The organism is Jiangella rhizosphaerae, from assembly GCF_003579925.1.
Classification (GTDB): Bacteria; Actinomycetota; Actinomycetes; order Jiangellales; family Jiangellaceae; genus Jiangella; species Jiangella rhizosphaerae.
In genome coordinates this window covers 1-25,198 of the sequence record NZ_QUAL01000178.1, presented here as the reverse complement: position 1 = coordinate 25,198, position 25,198 = coordinate 1, and the positions used below count along the sequence as shown (strand labels likewise).

The following is a 25,198-nucleotide window of genomic DNA, read 5'->3' as shown; positions in this document are numbered from 1 at the left end:
GCTCAGCGGCGACGGCGACCCGGTCACGGCCGGCGCCGACGCCGGCGCCTCCGCCGCGCCGGACCCCGTCCCGGCCGCCCCGTCCGCGCCTGCTGCCGGGGGATCCGGCCAGCGACCCGCGCAACTGCCGTCGCGGCCGCGCTCCTTCGTCGGGCGGGCCGCGGAGGTCGCCACTCTCGTGGCCGCGCTCCGCGGCGGTCCCACGCCCGAGGGCCGCTGCCGGACCGTGGTCGTGTCCGGACCCGGCGGCACCGGCAAGACCACGTTGGCGCTGCGGGTGGCACACGAGGTCCGCGACCACTATCCCGACGGCCAGCTCTTCGCCGACCTGCGCACCAGCACCGACGCCATGGCACTGGGGACCGACGCGCTGGCCGGGCTGCTCCGCGCGCTCGGCGTCGGCGGCTCCGATCTGCCGCCGTGCCCTCATGAACGGGCCGAGCTGTTCCGCCGCCTGTGCACCGGTCGCCGGCTGCTGGTGCTCATGGACGACGCCGATCCGGACTCGGTGGCGTCGCTGCTGCCGGCCGAGCCCGGGTGCGCCGTCATCGTCACCAGCCGGCGCCGGAACCCCGGCGTGCCGGCCGATGCCCGGGTCGACCTCGGCATGTTCTCCGAGCGCGAGGCCCGCGAGCTGCTGGCGTCCGTCGTCGGCGCGGACCGGCTGGCCGCGGAGCCCGACGCCACGGCCACCGTCCTGGACCGGTGCGCGGGGTCACCGCTGGCGGTGCGCATCGCCGGCGGGCGCCTGGCCACCAGGCCGGCCTGGCCGATCGGGCACTTCGCCGGGCGGCTGCGCGACGGCGACCGGCTCGGCGAGCTGCGGGCCGGTGGACAGGCGGTCCGCGCGATGCTCGACGCCACCTACGTGAGCCTGCAGCCGGTGCAGGCCCGGCGGTACCGCCTGCTCGCGGCGCTGACCGGCGCCACCGTCGACGCCGAGACCGCTGCCGTCGTCTGGGAGGTCGACGTCGACGAGGCGCGGCGGCTGCTGGACCGGCTGACCGACATCCGGCTGCTCGAGCCCGACGGCGACGGTGGCTTCGGCTGGCACGACCTCGTCGACGACCACATCCGTGCGGTGTCCGACCCGGCGACGGCGCGGGCGGCCCGCCGGCGCCTGCTCGGCCACCTGCTGCTGACGCTGCGCAACGCCCGGCTGCGGCTGCGCCCCGCCGACCGCGTGCCCGGCGTGGCACGGCCGCCGGCCGGCGCCCCGCCCGGACGGACGTTCGCCGACCGGTGCGAGATCCATGCGTGGCTGCACCCTCGGCGCACCCAGCTGATCGCGCTGGCCCGAGCGGAGCTGGCCGGCGGCGAGTATCCGGCGGTCGACCACGCGGCGGGGCTGCTGGTCCTGCTCGACGCCGTCGCGCGCGAGTGCTGCGACAGCGGCGACGACGAGGAGACGGCGCGCACGGTGCTGCGGGCGGCCACGCCCCCGTCGGACCCCGCCATCACCGCGGCCGCCTGGACCAACCTCACGTTGACCCTGGCCGCGCAGCACCGGCTCGACGAAGCCCTCGCCGCGGCCGCGCGGGCCGCCGAGCTGCGCCGCGACCTCGGCGACCGGTACGGCGAGCTGATCATGTCCGAGAACCTGGCCTGCATCCACGTCGAGGCGGGGCGGTACCAGGAGGCCGTCGAGGTCATCGCGGCCTGCGTGGCCGACCGCGAGTTCCTGTCGCCGCAGGTCCGCGCCCGGAGCCTGCGGACCCGCGCCCGCGCGTACGCCGGACTCGGCCGGTGCGCGGCGGCGCGGGCCGACCTCGCCGCCGCCGACGCCGTCGAGACCCCGGCCCCGGTGTCGTACGACGCGCACTACGCGGCCTCGGTGGCGACGGCCGTGCACCGTGCGGCCGGCGACCGCGCCGAGGCGCTGCGTTGCTGCCGGCACGCCGTCGACATCGCCGTCGCGCTCGGATCGACGTGGATGCGTGCCCTGTCGCTGCTCGACACGGCGCGGACGCTGCGGCATTTCGGCGCCGACGGGCGCGCGGCCGCCGCTGACGCCGTCACCGTCGCCGTCGAGAACCAGCACGTCCGGCTGGCCGAGGAGGCCCGCGCCGAGCTCACCCTGGCGGCGGCCGGACGCTGATCCAGGTCTGCGTCCTATTTGAGCGGACAAAGCAGGTCTCGGGACTTATTCGGGGGAAATGTTCCCGGATTCGAGTGTGACCACTTGGCGATGCCGCTGTCACGTCGCGATCGACTTGTGTAACGTGATCTCGCCCGGGTTTCCGCACGTCAGGCACCAGATTCCGACTGAATGGGCGAACCGGGCAACGCCATGTCAAATGGAGTATTTGGAGAATTTGTGAGCGCAATGCTGCCGCGCCGGCGAAACGCGGCACGGTTCGCCGGGGTGCTCGTCGCCTCGGCCGTGGTGAGCGGGGGCGTCTTCGCCTCCAGCACCGCGGCCCAGGCCGACGAGCAGATCCCGGTCACCGTGCCGACCTTCGCCGCCGACGACTTCATCGAGCTGGCGGCGCAGCTGCCGGCCACTCTGCGGGAGGCGATCGAGCGCGATCTCGGCGTCGCTCCCGAGCAGTACCTGGCCAACGCGGAACGGGCACGTGCCGCCTCCGACGCGGCCACCGTGCTGCGCGACCGGGGCGTCGACGTGCTCGGTGCCTCGATCGACGGCCAGGACGTCACCATCAACGTCGCCAGCGAGGCCGACGCCGCCGTGGTCGAGGCCAGCGGCGCGCGGGTCGTCGTCGGCCCGCTGGAGGCTCTGGAGAGCGAGCGGGAGGTCCAGCCGGCCCGCGACCACAAGGGTGGCTACGGCTACGCCTACCAGGTCAGCGAGCCCGACGAGACCGGCGCGTTCGACCTCAGCCGCTGCTCGGTCGGGTTCAGCGGGTACGACCCCGACGGCAACTCGCGCTTCCTGACCGCCGGCCACTGCGGCGTCAGCGAGGAGACCGGCGAGCAGTTCACCTACCCGGTCCACCACATCGAGCTCGACGGCCCCATCTGGGGCACCGAGGACTGGGCGGCGGAGTTCCCCGGCCCTGACCTCGGCGAGTTCGTCCCGGGCTCGTTCCACTACGGCGACGAGCACGACGGCGGCCTGGTCGACATCACCGACCCGGAGTGGACCGCGGTGCCGCAGGTCGCCGGCTGGGGTGGCGGCGCGGGCGCGCCCGACGACGCCTCCGTCACCATCCGCGGCCCGATCGACGCCGTCGCGGGGGCCCAGGCCTGCAAGTCCGGCGCCACCTCGGGCTGGACCTGCGGCGAGGTGCTGGTCCCGGTGCAGAGCACGCCGGTCGGTGAGCAGGCCGTCACCGGGTTCATCTTCAACGCCTGCATGCTGGGCGGCGACAGCGGCGGTTCGGTCGTCGTCGGCAACTACGCGCTGGGCGTGAACTCCGGCTCGACGCACGACGGCCGCACCGACTGCGACACCTGGAACCCGGCGCAGTCGCCCACCAGCGACGGCGACTTCAGCATCGGCTACTCGCTGGCCACCGGCCAGTACAACGCGCTGACGCTGCTGGGCAACGAGTGGGAGCTGGCGGTCGCCGTCGCGACCCCGGTCGTCGCGTCGCCCGAGGACGGCGGCGAGACCGGCCCGCGGCCGACCTTCACCGGCACCGTCGAGGCGGCCCGGTCGACCCACAAGGTCCGCCTGGTCATCGACGGCGAGCAGACCTACGAGGGCGCCGTCACCGACGACGGCGCCTTCTCGGTCGCCGTCACCGACGAGCTCGCACCGGGTGAGCACACCTACGAGATCACCGCGTCGTACGGGAACTTCTCCCGGTCCGCGGCGGCCGAGGGCACCTTCACCTCGACCGAGCAGCAGGTCGAGGAGCTGGCCGTCTCGTCGCCCAGCGACGGCCAGACGACCGGCAACGCCCGGCCGAGCTTCACCGGCACCGGCCAGCCGGGCGCCACGGTGACGCTGACCGTCGGCGACGAGGTGTTCGGCGAGGCCACCGTCGGCGAGGACGGCAGCTGGACCATCACCCCGTCGGCGGACCTGCCGGTCGGCGAGCGGTTCGACGCCACCGTCACGCAGTCCTTCGAGGGCGACAGCCAGGCCGTCACGGTGGCCGGCCTCGGCATCACGGTGCCGCCGGTCACCATCGCCGAGCCGGAGGACGGCGCGACCGTCACCGGTGACGTCGTGTTCAGCGGCACCGTCTACCCGGGTGCCGAGCTGACGCTGGCGATCGAGGGCACCGTCACCGAGTCGTCGGAGCGGGTCCAGACCGCCGCCGACGAGTGGGCCGGCGAGCTCGAGATCGGCGAGGACGGCTCGTGGACGTTCACCCCCGACGAGGCGTTGGAGAACGGCGAGTACACGCTCACCGCGTCCGCGGCCGTCGAGGGCGGCGACCCGGAACTGACCACGTCGGAGACCTCGGTCTCGTTCACCGTGGCCGGCGAGGGTGACGACGAGCTGCCCGACACGGGCTCGTCGAACGTCTGGATGATCGTGGTCGGCGTCGCGCTGCTCGCCCTGGGCGGCGTCGCCATCGCGGTCCGCGCCCGGCGCAACGGCACGACGGCCTGAGGCTCGTCGTACCGGCTGTGGCACCGGCGGCCCCGGCCCCGCGAACGCTCGCGGGGACGGGGCCGCTGTCGTGTCCGGACCCGCCTGAATTGGCGCTGACCAGCGGTGAATGCGCGATGAAAGCGATCTGAAAGCGGGCCTCCCTAGTGTTTGAGTCAGCGCAGGACACGAGGAAGTCCTCCACCGCCTCGATCCCGCGCTCGCCCACGGGCGCTTCCACGGGGGAGCTGTCCCGGATATAGACCGGCCCCGCAGGTCCGTGCCCGGCCTGCGGGGCCGCCCTATGTCCGCGGCGGGGTCACTCCGCGCGCTTGGCCGCCTTCTTGGCCTGCTTCAGCGTCATGTTCTTGGTCTCCTCGGGCAGCCGCCACACGTCGATGCCGCCCATGAGGTTGTAGGCGAGGATCCTGATGCGCGGCGCGCCCGCCCGGGCCGGCCGCCGGCTGCCCCGCTCGCCCGTGCCGCCCATCAGCGAGAACCCGCCGACCTCGACGTCGATGGTGTCGGGCACGTAGATGTCCATGCCGCCCATGACCGTGATCGCGACGATCGTGGTCTCGTCGGAGTCCAACTCGGCGTGGCGCAGGTCGATGTCGTGGCCGCCCATCACGGCGACGGCGTTGATGCGCTCGGCCGCGCGCCAGCGGCCGCGCTTCTCCGTCCCGCCCATGAACGCGACGATCCACCGAGTGGCCGAGCGGCGGGCGACGGCCTCGGGGCGGGCGACCCGAGCGTCGGGGGCCGCCGGCGTCAATGCGCTCGATCCGGGCAGGTCCGCCGTCAGCTTGGCGAGGTCGTCGCGGGTGACGGACCGGTACGCCAGCCCGATGCGCTCCTCGAGCTCGGCCAGCGTGAGCCGGCCGGTGGTCGCGTGCTCCGACAGCGCCTGGACCACCTGCTCGCGTTCGGCGTCGGACGCACGGACGCCGGGCAGGACGCGCGGCTCCCTGGGCTGGTCGGCGGGTTCGGACGGGATGGTCATCGACACTCCTCACGTCTCGGGCCGTGCATGTGGACTTCTTCGCTCCGGTCATCTCACGGTCCGGACCGACGACTCATGGGAGCCTCCGGCCCCCAGTCGTCGCCGGTATGCAAGGCCCTCCACCATGCGGCCAGGCTAGTGCCGTGTGCGGGCGCCGTCGTCCACCGCTCAGTTGACATCGGCGCGCGTCGACGGGCACCGCGCGATCAGCGCCTCCACGACGGCGATGTCCGCGGGCAGCCAAGGAACGGCGGCCCACTCGCCGGGGCCGAGCCAGCGCAGCTCATCGTGGTCCTCCAGCGGCGCGGGCACGCCGTCGGTGACCACCGCGAGCCACAGCCGCATCGACAGGCCGGGCCCGAGCGCCCACCGTCCGTCGTACGGCCCGATGACCTCCGGGCCGACCTCGACGGCGATGCCGAGCTCCTCGCGCAGCTCGCGGTGGAGTGCGTCCAGCGGCTGCTCGCCGGGCTCGACCTTGCCGCCGGGGAACTCCCAGCCGCCGGCCAGCTCCGGCGGTTCGCTGCGCCGGGCGGCCAGCAGCCGGGTGGGCAGCGTGAGGTCGTCGACGATCGCGGCCGCGACGACGAGTCGCTCCGGCGCCTGCTGTTCGCTCATGCGAGACATCTTCGCCGACGATTCGATCCGGTCACTTCTTCGGACGGTGTGTTCACCGGTATGACCTCGGCACTCCCGTCCGATGACCTTGCTTGTTCACGTGGGTCTTTCTTGATCGATGTTTGAGATGCGAGGTTCCTGGTCAAAACTGGGCGATGGCTCCGGAATGTCGGTTCTCAGCGAAATGACCGGACCCGGTGTGGTGCCGCCGGTCCGGATGGAAAGGATCTGCCCCGGTGAGCTCGAACCTGCCGCGTAACAGACAACGGCGTGTCCGAGAGGTGCCACTGCTGGTCCGGGTCGGCCTCGTGCTGCTCGTCGGGTGCCTGGCCATCGCCGGGCTGGTCATGGCGATCACCGACGGTCCGCCGGTGCTGCACGCGCGCGCGGAGGGCGGCTCGCGGGTCGACGACTTCACCGACGGCGAGACCCCGACCCCCGATACCGGCACGACACCGGCCGGCACGCCCACCGAGCCCGCCGAGACGCCGACGCCGTCGGGGTCGGAGAGCCCGTCGCCCGACGAGTCCGACGACACCGACGGCGGGTCGGACGGCGGCTCCGGCGGGCCCGACGACGACTCCGGGGCTCTCGAGGACGACCTGGTCGCCACGACGCCGCCGCGCGACCCCGACTCGCCGCGACCGACCGATCCGTCCGAGCCCACCGACGAGCCGTCGGAGCCCTCGGAGGAGCCGACCGACGAGCCGTCGGAGGAACCGTCCGACGAGCCCACCGAGCAGCCGACGACCGAGCCGTCGGAGGAGCCGACCGAGGAGCCGACGGAGGACCCCGATCCCCCGCTGATCGACCTGTTCAGGTCCGAGCAGCAGCTGCTCGAGTCCGCCGACGAGGCGCGCGAGGAGGCCGGCTGCCCGGCGCTGCGGGTCGACGCACGGCTCACCGTCGCCGCCCGCGAACACAGCGAGGACATGCGCGACCGGCTCTACTACTCGCACGTCAGTCCCGACGGCGAGACGCCCCAGGACCGCGCCGCCGACGAGGGCTACACCGCGGAGGTCGCCGAGAACCTGTCCTACGGGCTCCGCAACGCCGAGCAGGTCGTCCGCGACTGGGAGGGTGAGGAGCGCGACCGGCTGCTCGACTGCTCCTACACGTCGGTCGGCATCGGTATGGAGCGTGGTCTGCTCAACGCGTGGTGGACGCTGATGCTCGGCGTCGACTGACGCGACGGCCCCGGGGCAGCGGCGGGGAAATTCGCTCGCGGCCGAGTCGCGGCGCGGCCTACGGTGTCCGCCATGAGTACCGTCGAGCTCGAGCCGCTCGCCGTCCGGGCCGCGGCGCCGGCCGAACTGCCGGCATTGCCGGACGGCGTCGGGCTGACCTGGCGGGCGCTGACGCCCGGCGACGTCCCTGCCTGGTTCGCGCTGTGCGAGCTCGTCGACGACCACGACGCCTTGAACGAGCGGGTGGCGGAGTACGAGCTGGCCGACCGGTTCAAGGGCACCTGGCGCGATCCCGCCAAGGACAGCATCGCCGGGTTCGACGCCGACGGGAACGTCCGTGCCTACGCCTGGACCGACTTCCGCTCGGTCACCGAGGGCACCCACGCGCCGACGCTGTTCGGCGCCGTGCATCCGGACTATCGGCGGCGCGGCATCGGGCGGGCGCTGCTCGCCTGGTCCGAGGCGCGCGGACGTCAGCAGCTGGCCGCCACCACCGTGAACCTCCCCGCACGCATCCGCGTCTACGTCGACGAACATCACGCCGAAGCGCGCCGGCTGGCCGAGGCCGCCGGATTCACGCCCATCCGCTGGTACGTCGTCATGCGCCGCGACCTCGGTGTCGCGCTCCCGGCCGGCGACGTGCCCGACGGCCTGCGCATCGAGCCGTACTCCAAGAAGCGCGACGAGGACATCCGCATCACGCACAACGAGTCGTTCGCCCGCGACCACTGGGGCTCCAGCCCGATCGACGCCGAGGCATGGGCGCTCAACGTCGTGGGTGGTGAGAAGTTCCGTCCCGACTGGAGCTTCGTCGCCGTCGAGGAGGCCACCGGCCGGGTCGCCGGCTATCTCATGTCCGGGGCGTACGACCAGGACTGGGAGCCGCAGGGCTTCACCGAAGGGTGGACCGACCTGGTCTCCGTCCGGCGCGAGTGGCGCGGCCGAGGGGTGGCGGGGGCCCTGCTCACGGCCGCCATGCGGGCCTACGCCGCCGGCGGCATGCAGTATGCGGGGCTCGACGTCGACACCGACAACCCGACGGGCGCCCTCGGCGTCTACACCCGCCTCGGCTACGAGCGCACACAGGGCAGCGTCCTGCTGACGAAGGAGATCTGAGCCGAACTGCGAGCCACTGTCAGTTGACCGGGATTCGGCGCTACCATCGGCGCTGATGACCGACACGACGATGCGCCCGCTGGGCCTGCGCGAGCGCAAGAAGCTCAAGGCGATGCGCCACATCCAGGAGGTGGCGCTGGACCTGTTCGACCGCGACGGGTACGCGCACGTCACGATCGAGCGCATCGCCGCCGAGGCCGAGGTGTCGCCGAGCTCGATCTACCGGTACTTCGGCACCAAGGAGATGGTCGTCCTCTGGGACGAGTACGACCCGATCATGCTGAAGGCCTTCGACGACCGGCTGGCCGCGAAGGACCCGATCGCGGCGCTGCGCGAGGTGCTCACCGACGTCGTCACCACCGCGATGTTCGAGCAGGACGAGCGGATCATGCGGCGGCGCATGTACTACGCGATGGAGGAGCCGTCCATCCGGGCCGCGATGAGCCGGCAGGGTGACGACATGGCGCTCGACCTGCGGCGGACCATCGCGAAGCACACCGGCCGCGACCCCGACGGGCTCGAGCTGCGGGTCGTCACCGCGGCGCTGATCTCGGCGTTCATGGAGGCGCTCGCCTACTGGCACGAGACCGGGTTCCGCGACTCGCTGAAAGAGATCGTCGACGGCGCGCTGGACGTCATCGAGCGCGGCCTGCGGGTGGAGTGAAGGGTCAGCGGGCCAGCCGGGCCCGCTCGAGGAAGGTGAGCACGGCGGCGTTGAACGCGGCCGGCTGCTCCATGGCCAGCGTGTGCCCGGTGCCGGGGACGACGGCGCTGGCGGCGAACTGCGCTTCCGCCTCGATGCGGCCGGCGACGGTGTGGATGTCGGAGGAGTCGAGGTCGCCGACCAGCACCAGCAGCGGCGCCGTGAGCTCGCCGAGCCGCTCCAGCGCGCCCAGTTCGCGCAGCGCCCCCGTACCCGACGCGTGCGCGTCGATGACGTCGCGGGCCATCTGCCGGCAGCGCTCCCTCACCTCCGGGTCGACCGCGCCGGGCGCCCGCTGCGGGCCGTCGACCCACGCGCGCAGGAAGAACTCCACGTATGCGTCGACGTCGCGGGCCTGCGCGGCCTCCGCCTGCTGCTGCATGAGCGCGAGGATGGCGGGGTCGGTGAACTGCATGCCGCTGACGCCGGGGCTGGCCAGCACCATCATCTCGACGGCGTCCGGGTGGGCCAGCGCGAAGTCGATCGCCGTCCGCGCCCCGTACGACAGCCCGACGAGCGAGGCCCTGCTCACGTCCAGGCCGGCCAGCAGCTCGCGCAGGTCCTCGTACGCCGAGAAGTCCGACTTCGGCGTGGACGAGCGGCCGTGCCCGCGGGCGTCGTAGCGGATGACCCGGTAGCCGGCGCGGACGAACGGCGCCACCTGGCCGTCCCACATCCGGTGGTCGAGGGATCCGCTGTGGAGCAGCACCAGCGGATGCCCGGCACCCCGCTCGTCGAAGTACAGCTCGCCGTCGCGGACCGGGACTCGGCCACTGGTCATTGCACGCATCTCCCGTTCGGTCGTCGATGGACAGAGGCGACCTGACGCAAGGTATGACACCACGCGACGACCTCGGTAGCGTCGTCCATCTCGTGGGCACCCCACGGCTGCGGCCGGGCCTGCGGGAACAACTCTGTCGGACCGAGCGGCGATGATGGGCGGGAATGCTCGGTTCGGGTGGTCTTTTCGACGAGAGGTGGTCCGTGTTCCCGCACGACGGCGACCGGCGGCGGCCGGTGACGGCACAGGTCGTGGCCGAGTGGCTGCTGGCCGTGGCCACCGACGGTCTGCGCCGTGGCCCCGGCGCTGTGGCGGGCGGCGTCCGCGCGGTCTCGGCGGCGGTCCCGGCCGGCCTGGTCGACGCGGCGGTGGCCCAGGTCCTGCGCGCCCAGGTCGACCGCCTCTGGGCTGCCGGCTGGCTCCCCGTCGACCTCTATGAGGTCACCCGTCGCCAGGCGTCGGCGCACGCCGCGGTGGTCGTCGTCGACGCCATGGCCGACGCCGCGGCCCAGTACGCCGCCGCGTCGATGCATCCGCGCTGGCTCGCCCAGCTCGACCAGGTCGGCGCACAGCCGTGGTGGGACCACGCCGTTCCGTATCCCGCCCAGTGGGCCGGCCGCCACGGCATCGAGCGGGCGGCGCTCCTCGAGGCGGCGCTCGAGCTCGTCGGCGTGGCGCTGCGGCTGCCGGCACTGCAGGCCATCCTCCCGCCGCCAGGGCACGCGACCGCCGCCTCTCGTGCGGGGTCCGGCGACGATACGGCGGGCCGTCCGCCCACCGCCGACGACACCGCCCGCGAGTGGGCGTCGGCCGCGGGTGGCGCCGCGGGCGCCCCTGGGTCCGACCGTCCTCGCCCGTCACCCGAGAAGGTGCTCGGCCGGGTGCGCGCCCTGCTGGCCAAGGCCGAGTCGACCCCCTTCCCCGAGGAGGCCGAGGCGCTGTCGGCGAAGGCGCAAGAGCTGATGAGCCGCTACTCCATCGAGCAGGCCCTCGCCGACGCCGTCGCGCCGGTACGCCCCGCCGCCGTCGCCTCGGCGCGTCGCATCTGGCTCGACGCCCCGTACGTCGGCCCCAAGACGCTGCTCGTCGCCGAGGTCGGTTCGGCCAACCACTGTCGCACGGTCTCCAGCGAGAAGCTCGGCTTCGTCACCGTCCTCGGCACCGACCTCGACCTCGACGTCGTCGAGGTGCTGTCCACCTCGCTGCTGGTGCAGGCCGCCCGGGCGATGCTGGCGACCGGCTCGCAGTACACCCGCCTCGGCACGTCTCGCACGCGGTCCTTCCGGCACTCGTTCCTGTTGTCGTACGCCACCCGCATCGGCGAACGACTCCGCGAGACCGCGGACCGCACGGCCGCAGCCGCCGGCACCGACCTCGTGCCGGTCCTCGCCGACCGCTCCCGTGCCGTCGACACCCTCTTCGACTCGCTCTTCGCCACCGCCACCGTCCGCCGCTCGTTCTCGGCCGGCAACGCGGCGGGCTGGGGAGCCGGCCGCAGCGCCGCCGACCGAGCGGTGCTCACCACCGAGCGTCGCGCGGTCCGGCAGGGCCGCAGGCCCTGACCTGCCGCCCGGCCGGCTGTCTCGTGCCGGATGAGGCGCCCCGTTTGCTGAGTGGCGCCGCGCCGCCCGGCATCATCCGCAGTGGCTGTCTCTCGGCGTTGTGCGGCCCGGTCCATTCCACGCTCCATGGTCCTGCGGGCCTTGGCACGCTGAACCGCTCCACAAACCGGGCATATCCGGCGCAGGTGGTCACTTTCAGCGTGCCAAGCGGTCACCGTCAGCGAGCCAAGCATGCGACGCTCGCACACGCCGCCGATCGGTGGCCTCGCTGCGGCCATCTGTGCTGTCTCGGTTCATCCAGGATCGACCACCTGATGCGGTGGTCGATCCTGGATGAACACCGAAGGGTCCGGGTCAGGTCGCCACGGTGACGTCGCCGACGGACCGACCGGCCGCCACGGCAGTGCCGCGGAGTTCGTCGTCACGACCATGGTGCCGACGTCGTCATCGAACGCGGCGGCACACACCCGCGGCGGTGAACCGTCCTGGTCATGGCGCCCGGCGCGGCCGGTCGGGTGGATGCTTCGGCTGTCTGCTCGGGATGGTCGCTGGGCACCTGCGAACCACCGTCGTGGGTGAGGCCAGGGGGTCGCGATGTCGTGGCGCGTCCGACCGGGCGGCCGGACGTGTCGCCCAGCGCGGCCACCGCCTCGCTCCGGTGACGGACCGCCGGGGAGCGGGCCGGTGTGCCCGTCCCGCGTGACACGGTCGACCCGACGGCCGCCGGGCTGCTGCGTTCGAGACCCGAGCCGGTGAGCCGCAGCCGCGGTCGCGGGGTGAGATCCGGTGAGCGGCGTCGATCACCCCGTGCCGGCGACGTCGGCGAGTTCGACGCGGGCGATCAGCCATCCGCCGGCCGCGGCACGGTAGCTCAGGCCGACTCCGAGAACCATGCCGGTGTCGTAGGTCAGCGTGCCGCGGGTGTGCGCCGCCGAACCGGGGTCGGCCACGTCGACCTCCGTCAGTTCGCCGGTGGGAATCGCCTCGATCGGCACGTCGCGGTACTCGGCGGCCTGCTCCGGGGTGAGCCACGACGACATCCCCGCGAACCAGGCGTCGCGGCCGACGCTCGTGCGGGTGAAGGCGAGCCCGAACCCGCGCGCCACCTCCGACCAGCCGGCCGGCACGCCGCCGTTCGACGCCGCCGGCGGCGGGCGGCCGCCGACGTCATGGCCGTGGCCGGGTTCGCCGTCCGGACCACTGCCGTCGACGCTGGGATCCTCACCGGCGGCACCGTCCTCGACCCGACCACCACTGCCGGGCCTGCCGTCCGGCGCCGTACCGCCGGCGCCACCCGAGCCGTCGGACTCGTCGGCCGCTGCCTCGTCGCCGAGTGCGTGGCCGGATGCGGCCGGCCCACCGACCGTCAGGTCATCACCGTCAGGACGACCGTCCCGGGCATCGGCGTCCTCCTCGGGCCCGCGGTCGTCGGGAGGTGCCTCGCCGGCCTGTCCGGCTGGCTGGGCGAGCGGCAGCTCGGAGGCCCCGGCGCCCGGCGGCAGGATCGCCTCGGACGACCGGCCGGAGGTCAGGATCGCCGCGATGATCACCGCACCGGCTACCGCGACCGCCGCCACCAGCAGCCACAGCATCCGCTCGAGCCGCCGGTCTCGCTTGGCGGGGTCGCGGCCACGGCCCAGCCTCGTCCAGCCGCCGTCATCCGATGCGGCCGCCGGGTCAGGCGGCAAGACCCTCCGCGGCGGCCGCACCGGCGTACGTGCTCCCCGTTCCCTCGGGGGAGTCCCGGCCGCCTGGGACCTCGAGGTCGGAGGCGGCTCGCTGGGGCGAGGCGCGCCGACGTGGGAAGCTCCGGTCCCGGCCATGTCCGTCACTCCTTCCGCCGACGCGCCTCACCTTCTATGGGTGCCTCCACGAAGCCGAATGTGACAGCGGCGGCGAAATTTCTTCGATCGAGTGCCGGGGAGCGCGGCGTCAGGCCAGGCCGACGGCATCGGCGAGAGCGTCCATCTCCAGTGCCAGGACCGTGGCCGGCCGCAGGCCCATGCCGCTGAACAGGCCGACGGCCTCGATACTGACGACGCCGTGCAGCCGCACCCACGCCGTCACCACACCCGCGAGCGCGACGTCCGGTGGCGTCGACGCGGCCGGGCCGAGGGCGTCGCGGACCCACTCGGCCACCGCGGGGACCTCGGCGATCCACGCCGCCAGTTCGGCACGCAGCGACTCCGCTCGTGGCCAGGAGCTGCCCTCGGCCAGGATCTCCAGCAGCGGTGCGAGCACGGCTCGCGCCTTGTCGACGGTCTCGGCGGGTGCGTCGTAGCGTGGCACGGGCGTGCCGGCCAGCAGCAGGTAGCGGTGCGGCTGGGCGACGGCCCAGTCACGGTAGGCGCCGGCGACGGCGTGCAGCCGTTCCCGTGCCGGCGACCCCGTGGATGCCGTCGCGGCGGCTCGTAGTGCCTCCGCCAGGGACGAGTAGCTGTCGACGATCAGCTCTGTCAGCAGATCGTCGCGGCCGGCGAAGTACTTGTAGAGCGCCGGACCCGAGACGCCGATCTCCTTGGCGACCCCGGTCAGCGTCAACGCCGCGGCTCCATCGCGGGCGATCTGCCCGAGCGCGACCTGCTTGATCTCGTCGCGGACCTGTTGGCGGTACCGCTTGCGGCGCTCGACGGCCTCGGCCACGAGTTTCCTCCTCCGTGCTCTTGATAGGCATTCTAACTCTGGTTAGAGTCAATAACTATCAGTTACAGCATCTAACCAAGGAGTCGGCCATGACCACCGACCTGCACGTCGTCCTGGGCACCGGGCCGGCCGGGACGACCCTCGCCGAGGAGCTCCTGCGCCACGGCCATGCCGTCCGCGCCGTCGACCGGCGCGGCACCGCGCGGCTGGACGGCATCGCGCCCGTCGCCGCCGACGTCCGCGATCCCGAGGCGGCCATGAACGCCGTCAAGGGCGCCGCCGTCGTCTACCACTGCGTCAACGTGCCGTACGAGCAGCAGGTCGAGGTGATGCCCCGCATCCAGGAGTCGGTGCTGGCCGCGGCCGGGGCGGCAGGCGCTCGGCTCGTGGTCATCGACACGCTCTACCCGTACGGCCCGACCAGGGGCACGGTGATGACCGAGGAGACGCCGTGGCGCGCCGTCGCGGCGAAAGGCCGGATGCGCGCCGACCTCGATCGCCGTTACCTCGACGCTCACGCGAGCGGCCGGGTGCAGGTGACGCTCGGCCGAGCCGCCGACTTCTTCGGCCCGCGGGTGTTCAACTCCAGCCTCGGCGCGACGGTGTTCCCGGCGGCGCTGACCGGCGAGACCGCGCTCGCCCTGGGCGACATCGACCTGCCACACAGCTACAGCTACATCCGCGACGTCGCCGCGGGGCTCGCACTGCTCGGCGAGCGTCCCGACACGTCGGGCCGGGTGTGGCATCTGCCGACGGCGCCGGCGGTGTCGACGCGGCGGGTGCACGAGCTGATCGCCGAGGTCACCGGCCGGCCCCTCGCCGTCGACGTGCTGGCCGAGCCGCGGCCGTGGGGACCGTTCGACGACGTGTTCATGGAGGAGTACGCCGAGCTCTTCTACCAGTACCTCGAACCGCAGATCATGGACTCGTCGGCGTTCGAGCAGGCCTTCGGCGTACAGCCGACGCCGCTCCCCGACGCCTTGGCCGAGACCGTCGCCTGGTACACCGCCGCGCTGCGTCAACCCGCCGGCTGATGCCGTCGACGCTGTCGGACCGGCGCGGCACAATCGTTCGCATGGTGACGATCGACGACGTGCGGCGGCATGCACTGTCGCTGCCGCGGACCACCGAGGGTCTGGTCCGCGACAGCGTGAAGTTCCGCATCCGCAGCATCGTGTACGCGGCGGTCTCACCCGACGAGACGATCATGGGCTTCGGCTATCCCAAGGACGAGCGGGACGATCTGGTCGCGTCGGAGCCGTCGAAGTTCCTTCCTCCGTTGCGGTCGGACGAGCGGTACCACTGGGTGCGGGTACGGCTGGCCGCCATCGACGAGGACGAGATGCGCGAGCTGCTCACCGACGCCTGGCGCATGTGCGTCCCGAAGAAGGTGGCGGCCGCCTACGACGAGTTCGGCACGGAGCTTCCGCCGGGCTGATCGGCCAGGCCGGTGACGATCTCGACGCTGGCCTCGCCGGACGCCTCCAGGGTCGTGATGCCGATGAGGGGCAGGATGGCCGCCGGCTCGGTCGCGTCGGTCCGCACCACGATCGTGCCGCCGTCGACGGTGACGGTGCCGCTGAGGCCGGCGGCGGCGAGATGTTCGCGAGCCGCGGCGACCGCCCGGGCCCGGTCGAGGCCGGGTGACCCGATCAGCGTCGACCCGTCGATCTCCTGGCCCGCAGCTCTGGCTGCCTCGGCGGCGACGGCGTCGGCGCGCTGCTGCGCGGTCAGCTGCCGCCGGCCGTCGTAGACGAGTCCGGCCATCGCCAGCAGCGCGATGGTCACGACCGCGAAGATCAGGGTGAAGCTGCCGGTCTGGTCGTTCAGGCGGCGCATCGGCTCACCTCTCCCGGTAGGTGTCGACGGGGCTGACGGCGGTCGCCGTGAGCGTGATGGCGGGGACGCGTAGTGGTAGGTCCGCGACCCGCAGCGGGCAACGGACGGTGACGGTGACGCGGCCGCGCTGTCCGGGCGGCGCCCGCAGCCCGGACACGTCCACATCGACCTCGGTGCGCAGGCACGACAGGCCCTGGCCGGCCAGCGCGGAACGGGCCACCTCGGCCGCGGCGTCGCGTCCGGCCGCCGGGGTGCGCTGCAACGAGGCGGCCCGCGCGGCCTCGGCGGCGGCCTGGTCGACCGCCCCGTCGGCGACGGCGTACCGGCCCGCCAGCGCGATCAGCGCGATGAGCAGGAGCAGGCCGGGCGCCAGGACGGCGAGTTCGAGCGTGGCCGAGCCGCGGTCGGACCAGAGGCCGGTGGCGCGGCCGGGCCGCTGTCGAGCGAAGGCATGGCCGGGCCGGTGACCGGCATGGTCAGCCGCCCAGCGGGCAGTGCCGATGCCTGTTTGGCGGGTGGCGGTGGGGTCCGGCGCGCCGGTGGGCGCGTGGCCTTGCCGTTGAAGGCAGCCTGTGCCCGGCCGGCCGGAGGCGGCGGGGACCGGCGCGTCGGTGGGTGCCTGGCCCGGGCGTTGCGGGGGTGCGGGGTGCTGCCCGGCGCCGGTGCCCGGCTGGCGGGGCGGGCGGCCGTCCCGCGTGGCCGGGACGCGGAGGTCCGGGCGGCTCATGGGGCGGTCCATCGGCGGATCGGTGCGGTCGCCGACTGCCTGACGTCGACGCGCCAGCCGGGGATGAGCGTGGTCGACGAGCCGGTGACGGTCACCGTGACGGTGGTGGCGTCGGTGACCTCGTCGATGGCGCCGACGCGCATGACCGTGCCGTCGGTCGTCGCGGCGAGGAAGGCGGCCGCACGCGCCGCGCCGCCGGTGCCGGCGTCCATGCTGGCCGCCCGGGCGCCCTCACGTGCCGCGGAGAGGGCGAGGTTGCGGGCATGGAACCAGAGGCCGGCGTGCACGATGCCGAAGATCAGCAGGAACACCACCGGCCAGAGGACGACGGTCTCGAGGGTCGCCGAGCCGCGCTCGCAGCGTCGTCGGATCACGACGGTCACCCGATCCGCATGGCGACGGGAGCGGCCAGGATCAGCATGAACACGACGGCCGTGGCCGCCAGCGGCGCCGCCGCCCGCTCGGTGCGCGACCCGGCCCGGGCCTGATCGCTGGTCAACAGCTCGGTGCGCATGGCCGACGCCCGGGCGCGGAGCACGTCGTAGACGGTGGCGCCTTCGCGGGCCGACATGCGCATGACGTCGCCGGTGTCGGTGAGCTCGGGCAGCCGGAGCTCGCGGCCCACCGACCGCAGCGCCTCCCAGGCGGGGACGCCGGACCAGCGCGCGTGCGCCAGCTCGTCGCGGACCCGCCGGAACGCCCAGGACTCGCCGATGCGGGCGGCCGACTCCAGCGACTGCGTGGCGCCCGAGCCGGCCGCTCGTTCGAGGGCGACGAGGTCGACGTAGGTGGCCATGGCGCGCCGGAACTCCGCGCGTTTCGCCCGGGCGAGGTCGGCGACGGTGTAGAGCGGCAGGTACGAGACCAGTACGGCCGTGACCAGCCCGGTCAGCGCGGGCACCGCGAACGGCAGCCGCACGCCGGCGAGCCCGAGCGCTGTCGTCGCGGCCGTCGGCAGTACCAGACCGACGGCCGCGCAGATGGCCCGTTCGCCCAGGAACTGCGCCGCGCTGCGTCGCAGCAACGCGAGGTCGCGGTACGGCACGTGCAGCAGCGACGACCCGGCGCCGCGCCGCAGGACCACCCGTCCGACCCGGCTCGTCAGCCCGCCGGTGCCCGCGAGGTGGGCGTCGTCGAGGGCGTCGCCGGGATGGGGCGTCCCGGTGAGCCGCCGCGCGGTGTGGACGGGATGCGGCAACCGGCCGACCTGTCCTGCCAGCTCACGGAGGATCACCAGGAGCCCCGTCCCGGCACCCAGCCCGAGCAGGACCGCCAGCTGAGTCGTCGTCACGGCGCACCGTCCGCGACGAGGATCCGCGGCTGCCGCGGCGTGGCCGTGATGCGGCGCATCCACACCAGACACCCGACGTAGCCGGTCAGCAGGCCGATCAGCAGCAGCTGGCCGGCTCCGGCGCGGTACGGATCGGCGTACGGCGTGAGCAGCATGAGGCTGAGCCCGCCGGCGCTGATGGCCGTCACCAGCCGGGCCGTGGTGCGGCCACGAGCCTGCTCGGCGTCGACGGTGCGCCGGACCCGGACGTCGTCGCGGACCGCACCGGCCAGGCCGTCGAGCACACTGCTGAGCTGGTCGCCGCGGCGGCGGGCGCCCAGGATCAGCGCCGCCGCGATCAGGTCGCCGGTCGCGTCGTCGAGGTCGTCGGCGAACGCGCGCAGGGCCGTCTCGGTGTCCCAGCGGGCCTGGAGCCGGGCGACGAGGCGGGCGACCTCGGGCCGGATCGGCTCGGGCGCGGTGAGCAGGCTCCCGGTGACGGCCTGCTCGATGCCGACCCCGACACCCAGCACGGTGGCGAGGTTCTGCGCCCAGTCGCTCATCGCCTCGAGCCGGGCGATGTCCGCCTTCGCCGACGACGTCTGGAGCAGCACGGGCAGCCCCCAGGCGGCGGCCGGGACCAGCACGACGGCGAGGACCCAGCCGGTGATCAACCACACCCCGAGGCCGACGGCTCCGGCAGCGGCGAGGCGTCGCCGGGCGCGGCGGGCGGCCGGAGTTGCGCCGCGCAGCGTCCTGGCCCAGTGGGCCGCGAACGCCCGCCGCGGCGCCGCGGGATCGTCCGGCGACCCGGCCAGGCCGAAACCGGCGGCGGCGAGTCCGCCCACCCCGGCGACCGCGGTGAGGGCGGCGACGACCGGCCTCATGACGGACCCCCGGTGCTCCCGGGCCGCGCCGCACGGACCGGCGGCCCGGCGGCTGCGCCGCCGATCGGCGGGCTGTCCCTCAGGCTGTGACCGGACGGCGGGCGACCGCGCGGTGTGGTCGCCGTGGGCGGCCCGGTGCCCCAGGCGGCCTCGTCCGGCGGCCAACTGGTCAGCCAGGACGGGATGGAGTCGGGCCGCAAGCACCCGTCAGGGCCGAGGCGGAAGACGTCGGTGATGGTCGGCAGCCCGCGCTCGCCCGGCTCGAGCGCGATGATCTCGGTGACGATCCGGCGGCGCCGGGCGTCGTCCGGGCTGGTGCGGCACTCGACGTGGACGACGAGGTCGACGTGCTGGGCGATCTGCCGGTAGGCGAACTCGGCGGAGACGCTGTGGCCGGCCTCCATGGCGCAGGTGACCAGGCGTTCGATCGACGCGCGGGCGGAATGGGCGTGGATGGTCGACAGCGAGCCGGCGCCGGCCTGCATGGCTTTGAACATCGGCAGCACCTCGCGGCCGCGCACCTCACCGACGATGAGGCGGTCGAGGTTCATGCGCAGCGCGTCGTAGACGAGGTCGTCCAGGGTGATCTCGCCGGCGCCTCGGCCGTCGGGGCCGCGCTCGCCGCTGCCCGGGCGGGCCTCCCAGGCGATGATGCGACGGTGCCGCTCGCGCATGTGGTGCAGGCCGAGCTCGTACTCGGTCTCGATGGTGCCGAGCTTCTCCTCGGGGTCGATCTCGTTGGCCAGCGCGCGGGTCAGCGTCGTCTTGCCCGCGCCCATCGACCCCGATACGACGATGCTGCGGCGGGACCGGACGGCCGCCCGGAGGAACGCCGCCGCCTCGGTGGTCAGCGTGCCGCGGTGGACGAGGTCGCCGAGGTCGATGTCGACCAGGCGGTGCCGCCGGATCACCACGACCGGCTGATGCGTCGTCCAGCCCGAGGCGGCCAGCCGGTGTCCGCCGTGCAGATGCAGGTGCAGGCTCGGGCTGGCCGTGGAGAACGTGCGCTCGCTGCTGCCGCCGCGCGAGGCGAGGAAGGTGAGCATGTCGATCAGCTCGTCCTCGGACTCGACGACCGGTGGCCGCCGGCTGATGCGGCCGTCGCCGTCGACGACGACCACCGGCTCGGCGCCGTAGACCTCGATGTTCTCGATGGCCGGGTCGTCGATCAACGGCTGCAGCCGGCCGAGGCCGAAGAGCGCGTCGAAGATCGCCTGGGCGAGAGCGGCCTGCTGGTCGATGCCGACGGTGGCGCCGCCGGTGGTGACCGTCTGGCGTACGTGCTCGTCGAGGAGCTGGGCGATGATCTCGCGGCCGGCGGCGCGGCGGTCGGCCTCCGCGGTGGTGTCGTCGACGTGGTCGGACAGCCGTGCGGCCGCCTGCTGCCGGAACGCACGGACCAGCGCCCAGTCGATGCTCGGCTCGCCCGCTGTGCCGCCGCCTGGCGTGGCCGGCGGCAGCGCGGCGAGCAGCTCACGGACGCTGCGCCGCGGAGGGCCGGTGGGGTCGGCCGCGGAGTCGGGCGGTGGCGCGAAGATGGGCAGTCCGGTGATCCGCGGGTCGCTCATCGGACCCCCTTCCCGCTGACCACCGTCGTCTCGAGCGACATGTCGACGACTCGTCGTCGCCGGTCGTCGGCCGCGAGCAGTTCCGCGACCACGGTTCGCCCCGAACGGACGAGCCGCGACGACGTCAGCCGCGACAGGCTGGTGCGCAGGCGTTCGCGGCCGTTGATGCGCTCGGCGGCGACGGGGTCCCACTCGACGGTGGCCCAGACCGGCAGCGTGGTGGCCTCCGCCGCCTCGCCGGCCCGGTGCGGCCGGCCCTCGCCGATGAGCAGCAGTCCGCGCCGGTCGAGTGCGGCGTCGTCGCCACCGCCGGGAAGCTGGTCGGCGTTGGCACGGACCGCGACGAGGTCGTCCAGGGCGGTGCGGCACACCACGGCGAGCAGGTCGGCCGCCTTGAGCAGAGCGTCGGGGCCGTGCCGCATGCCGAACCGGCCGGCGTCGACGACGACGTCGACACCGTGCCGCGTGACGCTGCGCAGCAGGGTGGCGAGTGTGGCCCAGAAGTCGTCGGTGAGGCTGGCGGCCTGTGCCCTCGTGGCCAGGCCGGGGAGGGCGAGCCGCGCGCCGTCGCCGGCCAGGGCGATGGTCTGGCCGCGCAACGTGCTGAGGCTCAGCGCCCCGTTGCGGTGGGCGAGCGCGAGGTTGATGAGCCCGACCTCGTGGTCGACCTCGCCGCGCAGATGCCCGGCCTTGATGCTGCTGCTCCCGGTGACGTCGGCCTCGACCAGCAGCACCGGACGGGGCCAGGCCATGGCGGCGACCAGGGCCGTCGTGGTGACGCCGGGCGCACCCCGGACGGAGGTGAACGCGAGCACCGTCATCGGTCGTCACCGCCTGGCACCTCGGAACCGGCGGAGTCGAGCACGATGGCGACCCGTCCGGTGGCCACCTTCGCGACGAGCGTGCCGGCGACGTCGTCGTCCACCACGACGTCGACCACCACGTGGCCGGAGTCGAGCACGTCCGAGACGCTGACCACCGTCGCCGCGACGGAGCGGGGCGGCTCGGACGGCGGCGCGTCGCCCGGGTTCGGGGTGCCGAAGACGCGCACGTGGTCGCCGGGGACGAGCTCGGCCTGCGGCAGCTGTGCCTCGGTGACCGCGACCCCGACGACGCTCTGGCCGCTGGCCGGGACGTCCGCCGTCGTGAGTGCGGCCTCGGTGAGCAGCGTGCCCGCCGGCAGGTCGGTGGCGGCGCGCCGCCCGACGACGGAGGAGAGCTCGCTCGCCGCGACCGGCCGCAACGCGGGATCGGGCGCCGCCCGCGCCGTGGCCAGCCGGGCGGCGTCGAGGACCTCGCCCCGGTGAACGGTGTCGGTGACCGCCAGGACGGGGACGGTGTCGCCGGACGACTGCGCCAGGTAGGCCGCGCCCGCCCCGCACGTCGCGAGCAGTCCGGCGCCGAGTCCGATGAGCGCCGGCCGTCGCCGGTACCGCCGCACCGGCGCGCCGGGCGTGCTGAGCACCGGATCGAGCGGCCGGCCGAACGGATCGTCGGTGGTCTCTAGTCCAACGGTCTGCGCCATTGTCGTCCCCTGGAGGATCGTCGTGGTCGCTCGCCCGTTGATCGACTAGCTGGCGAGCCGACACACGTTAGTGACCGGATCGGAGTTGTCAACCTCATCGCCTTCTCCCGAGTGCGGCGTCCGCGCCGTCAGGCCGCCGTCGTCAGCGCCGGCCCGCGGGCCTGGACCGCGGCGGACAGCCGCTGGATGGCCCGGCTGCAGCGCTGCCGGACGGCGGCCGGGCTGAGACCGAGCTCCCGGGCGACGACGTGGGCGCCGCCGTGCTGTCCGGGCAGCGGGCAGTAGACCCGGACCAGCAGCTCGGCGTCGTCGGCGGTGATGATCCCCTTGCCGATGCCCCAGGTCAGGGTGGCGAACACCTCGACGACGGGCGCCGGAGCGTGGTGGAACACCGGCTCCGCGGTGTCGAGGACGGCGGTGTCGACGAGGTCGGGCGCGTCGTCCTCGAGCGCGAGGTTGAAGTGGCGCAGGGTGTCCATGCAGAGGTTCACCGCCACCTTGTGCCGCCGTCGGTCGACCGGGTAGGTGGCGATGGCGTGCCACAGCGCGGCGACGGCGGCCGCCGTGAGCTGCGGGAGGTCGCCCCGGACGCCGGCCACGCCGAACCGGTGCGCACGGCGGGCGAGGTTCACCGCCCGGCCGAGCATGACCTGCAGGACGAGGCGGCCGGCGAGGTGGTCGTCGCGCGCCGTGCGTTGATCGAGCAGCCCGATCAGCAGGCCGTCGGCGAACGCCGGCTGATGTCGGCGGGTCCGCCCGATGACGTCGGCCGCGTCGGCCAGCACCGCGCAGCCGGCGAGGCCCGGCAGCGTCCAGCGTTTCGGGATGGGCCGGGCGCCGAGCCGGCGCCATTCGGCGTTGAGCTGATCGGTGACGAGGACGGACGTGCGGGCGGGGATGGTGAGGGTGTTCACCAGCGGGCTCCCATCGCGGATCGAAGGGTGATGACCCGCAGCAGTCCAGCCCGAGCGGTTAGCCCGGAAGTTAGCCCTAACCGCGGTTGAGCCGGCTCGACCGGTTGCCCGTTTGTCGAGCGGCTGGCGAGTTCGGCGTGCACGACCGCCGGATCTGGTGCATCCTGGAAGGCTTTGTCCGTCCCCGGCTGTCACATTCGCCGGCCCGAGTGCACCCATAGTCAGCAGACGGGTGCGCTGGAGGGAGTTGCACGTGATCGGTTCGTCGACGCCGCGTGCGGTGATGCGTGGCCTCGCGGCGCTGCTCGGCCTCGCTGCTCTGGTGGTGGGTGTGCCGGCGGTGCTGTGGGCCGCCGGCGGCTCGCCGTGGCCGAGCGAGTGGCCCTCGCCGTCCGACATCCGCTCCGCGGCCGTCAGCCCTGACGACGGCACGCTGTTCCTGGCGGTGCTCATCGTGGCCGGCTGGCTGGGCTGGGGCACGTTCGTCCTCAGCCTCGTCGTCGAGGTGCCCGCCGCGCTACGCGGCCGACCGGCGCCGCGGCTGCCCGGACTCCGTGCCCAGCAACGCCTGGTGGCCGGGCTGGTCGCGGCGGTCGCGGCCACCGGTGCGGGCGGCCAGGTCGCCGCCGCACCGTCGGTGTCGCCGGAACCCTGGGAGCCGGCGCCGCCCGTCACCACCAACCTGCTCGACGCCCACCAGCACGGCGGCGCGTACGTCGTCGTCGACGGCGACACGCTCTGGGAGATCGCCGGGACCCAGCTGGACGACCCGCTGCGCTACCCGGAGATCGTCGCGGCGTCGTCGGCCACGGTGCAGCCCGACGGCCGGCGGCTCACCGACCCCGACCTCATCGTGCCCGGATGGACGCTCACTCTCCCAGGGGCGGACGACGCGGTGGGTGGCCTGCCCGACACCGGCGGCCCGCCGGCGGGCTCCCGCGACATCGAGCCGGTGAGTGCCGGCGCCGACCCGGGGCACGGCGGTGCCGACCCGGGGCACGGCGGTGCCGCCGGCTCCGGTTCCGAGGACGAACGAAGGCCGGGCACGGACGACGGCGAGGTGCTGCGGACCGCGGGCGGGGTCGGCGCGGTGCTCGCGGCGGCGCTCGTCGGTGTGCTCGCCACCCGCCGTGCTCGTGAGCAGCGTCGGCGCCGCCCGGGCGAACGTCTCGATGCGGGCTCGCCGTCTGATCAACGCACCGAGACCGAACTGCGGCAGGCCGCCGATCCGGTCGCCGTCGAGGTGGTCGACCGCGTGCTGCGCGGGCTGTCGGCCCGGCTGGCCCGGGCCGGCCGTGGGCTGCCGCCCCTGCGCGCCGTCCGGCTGACCAGACGCACGCTGGAGTTGTACCTCGCCGCGCCGGCCGAGCTGCCGCCGCCGTTCGCCGGCACCGCGCACGGAGGCGTGTGGACGGTGCCGCTGGACGAGGCCACCGACGACGATCCCGGCGTGCCGGCGCCGTATCCGAGCCTGGTCACCCTCGGGCACGATCACGACGACGCGCTCGTGCTGCTCGACCTCGAGCAGGTCGGCACGCTCGTGCTCGACGGTCCGCCGGAGCTGGTGCGGTCGGCGCTGACGGCGGTCGCCGCCGAGCTGGCCACCAGCGCATGGGCCGATGACCTGCGGGTCACGCTGGTCGGTGCGCCGGCGCTGGCCGACCTCGACCTGCTCGACACCGGCCGGGTCCGCCACGTGACCGACGTCGAGCAGTTGCTGGACGAACTCACGGTGCGGGTCGCCGACGACCGCCTGCTGCTGGCGACGGCGGGGGTGAGCGGCCTGGGCGCGGCGCGCGTCACGCAGGTCGCCGATGCCGCGTGGACGCCCGAGATCGTCGTGATCGCCGAACCGCTCCCGGCGGCGCAGTGGGATCGGCTCGAGGCGTTGATCGTCACGGCGCCGCGCGTGGCCGTCGCGGCCGTCGTCGGCAGCGGCGAGCCGAACGGCGCACCGGCGCGCGGGCACCGGCTGCGCGGGCGGGTGTCGCACTCCGGCGGCGGGACGTGGGTGCTGCGGCTGGACGGTCCGCCGGAGCGGCCGGTCGCGGTGCTCGATCCGCTCGGGGTGCCGATTCGACCGCAGCTCCTCGACGAGGAGACCCGTGGCCGGGTCCTCCGGCTGCTGGGCGCCACCGCCGGCTCGAAGGGTGCTGTCGCGGACGACTCGTGCGCACGGCCGGCCGGGCCGGTGGGCCGGAACAGGGTGGAACGCGGTAGCGGAGCGGCCAACGGCAGCCTCCCGGCCTCGCTCGCGGACCGCCCTTCCGTGGTCGGCGCGGCCCCGCCGTACGCGGCGACGGGCGGCGAGCCGGCCGGCCGAGCCGCGGACCGGCCGACGCCGGGTC

22 protein-coding genes and 1 pseudogene are annotated in these 25,198 nt (G+C 74.1%); 9 read left to right on the top strand and 14 right to left on the bottom strand.

Annotation, left to right across the window (positions count from 1 at the left end; translation table 11 throughout):
• Together DY240_RS19200 and DY240_RS19195 are read left to right on the top strand one after the other, a co-directional pair.
• On the top strand, positions 1–2,098 hold a 2,098-nt coding region (locus DY240_RS19200; RefSeq protein ID WP_119661452.1), incomplete at its 5' end, for an NB-ARC domain-containing protein.
• A gap of 228 nt (positions 2,099–2,326) precedes the next feature.
• Entirely contained in the window at positions 2,327–4,528 is a 2,202-nt protein-coding gene (locus tag DY240_RS19195; RefSeq protein ID WP_119661451.1) for an Ig-like domain-containing protein, read from the top strand.
• A gap of 298 nt (positions 4,529–4,826) precedes the next feature.
• Here DY240_RS19195 and DY240_RS19190 read toward each other — a convergent pair whose 3' ends face one another.
• Together DY240_RS19190 and DY240_RS19185 are read right to left on the bottom strand one after the other, a co-directional pair.
• Positions 4,827–5,510, bottom strand: coding sequence for a DUF1707 SHOCT-like domain-containing protein (locus DY240_RS19190; RefSeq protein WP_119661450.1), 684 nt, complete (start codon positions 5,508–5,510; stop codon positions 4,827–4,829).
• A gap of 168 nt (positions 5,511–5,678) precedes the next feature.
• Positions 5,679–6,128: a (deoxy)nucleoside triphosphate pyrophosphohydrolase gene (locus tag DY240_RS19185; RefSeq protein ID WP_119661449.1), complete on the bottom strand. Its 450-nt coding sequence runs from the start codon at positions 6,126–6,128 to the stop codon at positions 5,679–5,681.
• Positions 6,129–6,409: 281 nt separating this feature from the next.
• On the opposite strand from DY240_RS19185, the gene DY240_RS19180 reads away from it, so the two are divergent.
• The 3 genes from DY240_RS19180 (at position 6,410) to DY240_RS19170 (ending at position 9,095) form a co-directional block, all read left to right on the top strand.
• On the top strand, positions 6,410–7,315 hold the full coding sequence (locus tag DY240_RS19180) for a CAP domain-containing protein (protein WP_119661448.1): 906 nt from the start codon (positions 6,410–6,412) through the stop codon (positions 7,313–7,315).
• Between the two features lie 72 nt (positions 7,316–7,387).
• The gene (locus DY240_RS19175; RefSeq protein ID WP_119661447.1) at positions 7,388–8,431 is read left to right on the top strand and encodes a GNAT family N-acetyltransferase; all 1,044 of its coding nucleotides are present in this window, start codon (positions 7,388–7,390) and stop codon (positions 8,429–8,431) included.
• 55 nt (positions 8,432–8,486) lie between these two features.
• A complete protein-coding gene (locus tag DY240_RS19170) occupies positions 8,487–9,095 on the top strand; it encodes a TetR/AcrR family transcriptional regulator (RefSeq protein WP_119661446.1) in 609 nt (202 codons plus the stop codon).
• 4 nt (positions 9,096–9,099) lie between these two features.
• On the opposite strand, the gene DY240_RS19165 is transcribed toward DY240_RS19170, so the two are convergent.
• Positions 9,100–9,915 (bottom strand): alpha/beta fold hydrolase, encoded by an 816-nt coding sequence (locus DY240_RS19165; protein ID WP_119661445.1) that lies wholly within the window; start codon positions 9,913–9,915, stop codon positions 9,100–9,102.
• A 203-nt stretch (positions 9,916–10,118) separates the two neighbouring features.
• On the opposite strand from DY240_RS19165, the gene DY240_RS19160 reads away from it, so the two are divergent.
• The gene (locus DY240_RS19160) at positions 10,119–11,477 is read left to right on the top strand and encodes a DUF2786 domain-containing protein (RefSeq protein ID WP_199701789.1); all 1,359 of its coding nucleotides are present in this window, start codon (positions 10,119–10,121) and stop codon (positions 11,475–11,477) included.
• Positions 11,478–12,277: 800 nt separating this feature from the next.
• Here the strand turns inward: DY240_RS19160 and DY240_RS31425 are convergent.
• Together DY240_RS31425 and DY240_RS19145 are read right to left on the bottom strand one after the other, a co-directional pair.
• On the bottom strand, positions 12,278–13,165 hold the full coding sequence (locus tag DY240_RS31425; protein ID WP_147375405.1) for a hypothetical protein: 888 nt from the start codon (positions 13,163–13,165) through the stop codon (positions 12,278–12,280).
• 244 nt (positions 13,166–13,409) lie between these two features.
• Positions 13,410–14,120, bottom strand: coding sequence for a TetR/AcrR family transcriptional regulator (locus tag DY240_RS19145; protein WP_119661442.1), 711 nt, complete (start codon positions 14,118–14,120; stop codon positions 13,410–13,412).
• Between the two features lie 89 nt (positions 14,121–14,209).
• On the opposite strand from DY240_RS19145, the gene DY240_RS19140 reads away from it, so the two are divergent.
• Positions 14,210–15,154 carry an NAD-dependent epimerase/dehydratase family protein gene (locus DY240_RS19140; protein WP_119661441.1) on the top strand — a complete coding sequence of 315 codons (945 nt, stop codon included), beginning with the start codon at positions 14,210–14,212 and terminating at the stop codon, positions 15,152–15,154.
• Between the two features lie 41 nt (positions 15,155–15,195).
• Positions 15,196–15,558 (top strand): MmcQ/YjbR family DNA-binding protein, encoded by a 363-nt coding sequence (locus tag DY240_RS19135; protein WP_119661440.1) that lies wholly within the window; start codon positions 15,196–15,198, stop codon positions 15,556–15,558.
• Here DY240_RS19135 and DY240_RS19130 read toward each other — a convergent pair.
• The 9 genes from DY240_RS19130 to DY240_RS19090 form a co-directional block, all read right to left on the bottom strand.
• Positions 15,522–15,959 carry a pilus assembly protein TadG-related protein gene (locus tag DY240_RS19130; RefSeq protein ID WP_119661439.1) on the bottom strand — a complete coding sequence of 146 codons (438 nt, stop codon included), beginning with the start codon at positions 15,957–15,959 and terminating at the stop codon, positions 15,522–15,524. The genes DY240_RS19135 and DY240_RS19130 overlap by 37 nt on opposite strands.
• 4 nt (positions 15,960–15,963) lie before the next feature.
• Positions 15,964–16,686, bottom strand: coding sequence for a TadE/TadG family type IV pilus assembly protein (locus DY240_RS19125; RefSeq protein ID WP_119661453.1), 723 nt, complete (start codon positions 16,684–16,686; stop codon positions 15,964–15,966).
• Complete coding sequence (locus DY240_RS19120; RefSeq protein ID WP_158602909.1) at positions 16,683–17,060, bottom strand: TadE family protein; 378 nt, start codon at positions 17,058–17,060, stop codon at positions 16,683–16,685. The genes DY240_RS19125 and DY240_RS19120 overlap by 4 nt, the downstream gene beginning before the upstream one ends.
• Before the next feature lie 5 nt (positions 17,061–17,065).
• Entirely contained in the window at positions 17,066–17,977 is a 912-nt protein-coding gene (locus tag DY240_RS19115) for a type II secretion system F family protein (RefSeq protein WP_119661437.1), read from the bottom strand.
• Positions 17,974–18,843: a type II secretion system F family protein gene (locus DY240_RS19110; RefSeq protein ID WP_119661436.1), complete on the bottom strand. Its 870-nt coding sequence runs from the start codon at positions 18,841–18,843 to the stop codon at positions 17,974–17,976. Before DY240_RS19110 ends, DY240_RS19115 begins: the two co-directional genes overlap by 4 nt.
• Positions 18,840–20,411, bottom strand: a complete 1,572-nt coding sequence (locus DY240_RS19105) for a CpaF family protein (protein WP_119661435.1) — start codon at positions 20,409–20,411, stop codon at positions 18,840–18,842. Before DY240_RS19105 ends, DY240_RS19110 begins: the two co-directional genes overlap by 4 nt.
• A complete protein-coding gene (locus tag DY240_RS19100; RefSeq protein ID WP_119661434.1) occupies positions 20,408–21,232 on the bottom strand; it encodes a hypothetical protein in 825 nt (274 codons plus the stop codon). The genes DY240_RS19105 and DY240_RS19100 overlap by 4 nt, the downstream gene beginning before the upstream one ends.
• The gene (locus DY240_RS19095) at positions 21,229–21,936 is read right to left on the bottom strand and encodes an SAF domain-containing protein (RefSeq protein WP_119661433.1); all 708 of its coding nucleotides are present in this window, start codon (positions 21,934–21,936) and stop codon (positions 21,229–21,231) included. Before DY240_RS19095 ends, DY240_RS19100 begins: the two co-directional genes overlap by 4 nt.
• Positions 21,937–22,064: 128 nt before the next feature.
• The gene (locus DY240_RS19090; RefSeq protein ID WP_119661432.1) at positions 22,065–22,850 is read right to left on the bottom strand and encodes an RNA polymerase sigma factor; all 786 of its coding nucleotides are present in this window, start codon (positions 22,848–22,850) and stop codon (positions 22,065–22,067) included.
• 253 nt (positions 22,851–23,103) lie between these two features.
• On the opposite strand from DY240_RS19090, the pseudogene DY240_RS19085 reads away from it, so the two are divergent.
• Positions 23,104–25,198: pseudogene (locus DY240_RS19085) on the top strand (LysM peptidoglycan-binding domain-containing protein); the annotation flags it as partial.

What these genes read in the sequence shown, in the direction of transcription:
- DY240_RS19165 (WP_119661445.1), bottom strand. Translation starts at nt 9,915, where the DNA reads ATGACCAGTGGCCGAGTCCCGGTCCGCGACGGCGAGCTGTACTTCGAC.
- DY240_RS19170 (WP_119661446.1), top strand. Translation starts at nt 8,487, where the DNA reads ATGACCGACACGACGATGCGCCCGCTGGGCCTGCGCGAGCGCAAGAAG.
- DY240_RS19140 (WP_119661441.1), top strand. Translation starts at nt 14,210, where the DNA reads ATGACCACCGACCTGCACGTCGTCCTGGGCACCGGGCCGGCCGGGACG.
- DY240_RS19130 (WP_119661439.1), bottom strand. Translation starts at nt 15,959, where the DNA reads ATGCGCCGCCTGAACGACCAGACCGGCAGCTTCACCCTGATCTTCGCG.
- DY240_RS19125 (WP_119661453.1), bottom strand. Translation starts at nt 16,686, where the DNA reads ATGAGCCGCCCGGACCTCCGCGTCCCGGCCACGCGGGACGGCCGCCCG.
- DY240_RS19185 (WP_119661449.1), bottom strand. Translation starts at nt 6,128, where the DNA reads ATGAGCGAACAGCAGGCGCCGGAGCGACTCGTCGTCGCGGCCGCGATC.
- DY240_RS19100 (WP_119661434.1), bottom strand. Translation starts at nt 21,232, where the DNA reads ATGACGGTGCTCGCGTTCACCTCCGTCCGGGGTGCGCCCGGCGTCACC.
- DY240_RS19135 (WP_119661440.1), top strand. Translation starts at nt 15,196, where the DNA reads ATGGTGACGATCGACGACGTGCGGCGGCATGCACTGTCGCTGCCGCGG.
- DY240_RS19175 (WP_119661447.1), top strand. Translation starts at nt 7,388, where the DNA reads ATGAGTACCGTCGAGCTCGAGCCGCTCGCCGTCCGGGCCGCGGCGCCG.
- DY240_RS19095 (WP_119661433.1), bottom strand. Translation starts at nt 21,936, where the DNA reads ATGGCGCAGACCGTTGGACTAGAGACCACCGACGATCCGTTCGGCCGG.
- DY240_RS19195 (WP_119661451.1), top strand. Translation starts at nt 2,327, where the DNA reads ATGCTGCCGCGCCGGCGAAACGCGGCACGGTTCGCCGGGGTGCTCGTC.
- DY240_RS19110 (WP_119661436.1), bottom strand. Translation starts at nt 18,843, where the DNA reads ATGAGGCCGGTCGTCGCCGCCCTCACCGCGGTCGCCGGGGTGGGCGGA.
- DY240_RS19105 (WP_119661435.1), bottom strand. Translation starts at nt 20,411, where the DNA reads ATGAGCGACCCGCGGATCACCGGACTGCCCATCTTCGCGCCACCGCCC.
- DY240_RS19190 (WP_119661450.1), bottom strand. Translation starts at nt 5,510, where the DNA reads ATGACCATCCCGTCCGAACCCGCCGACCAGCCCAGGGAGCCGCGCGTC.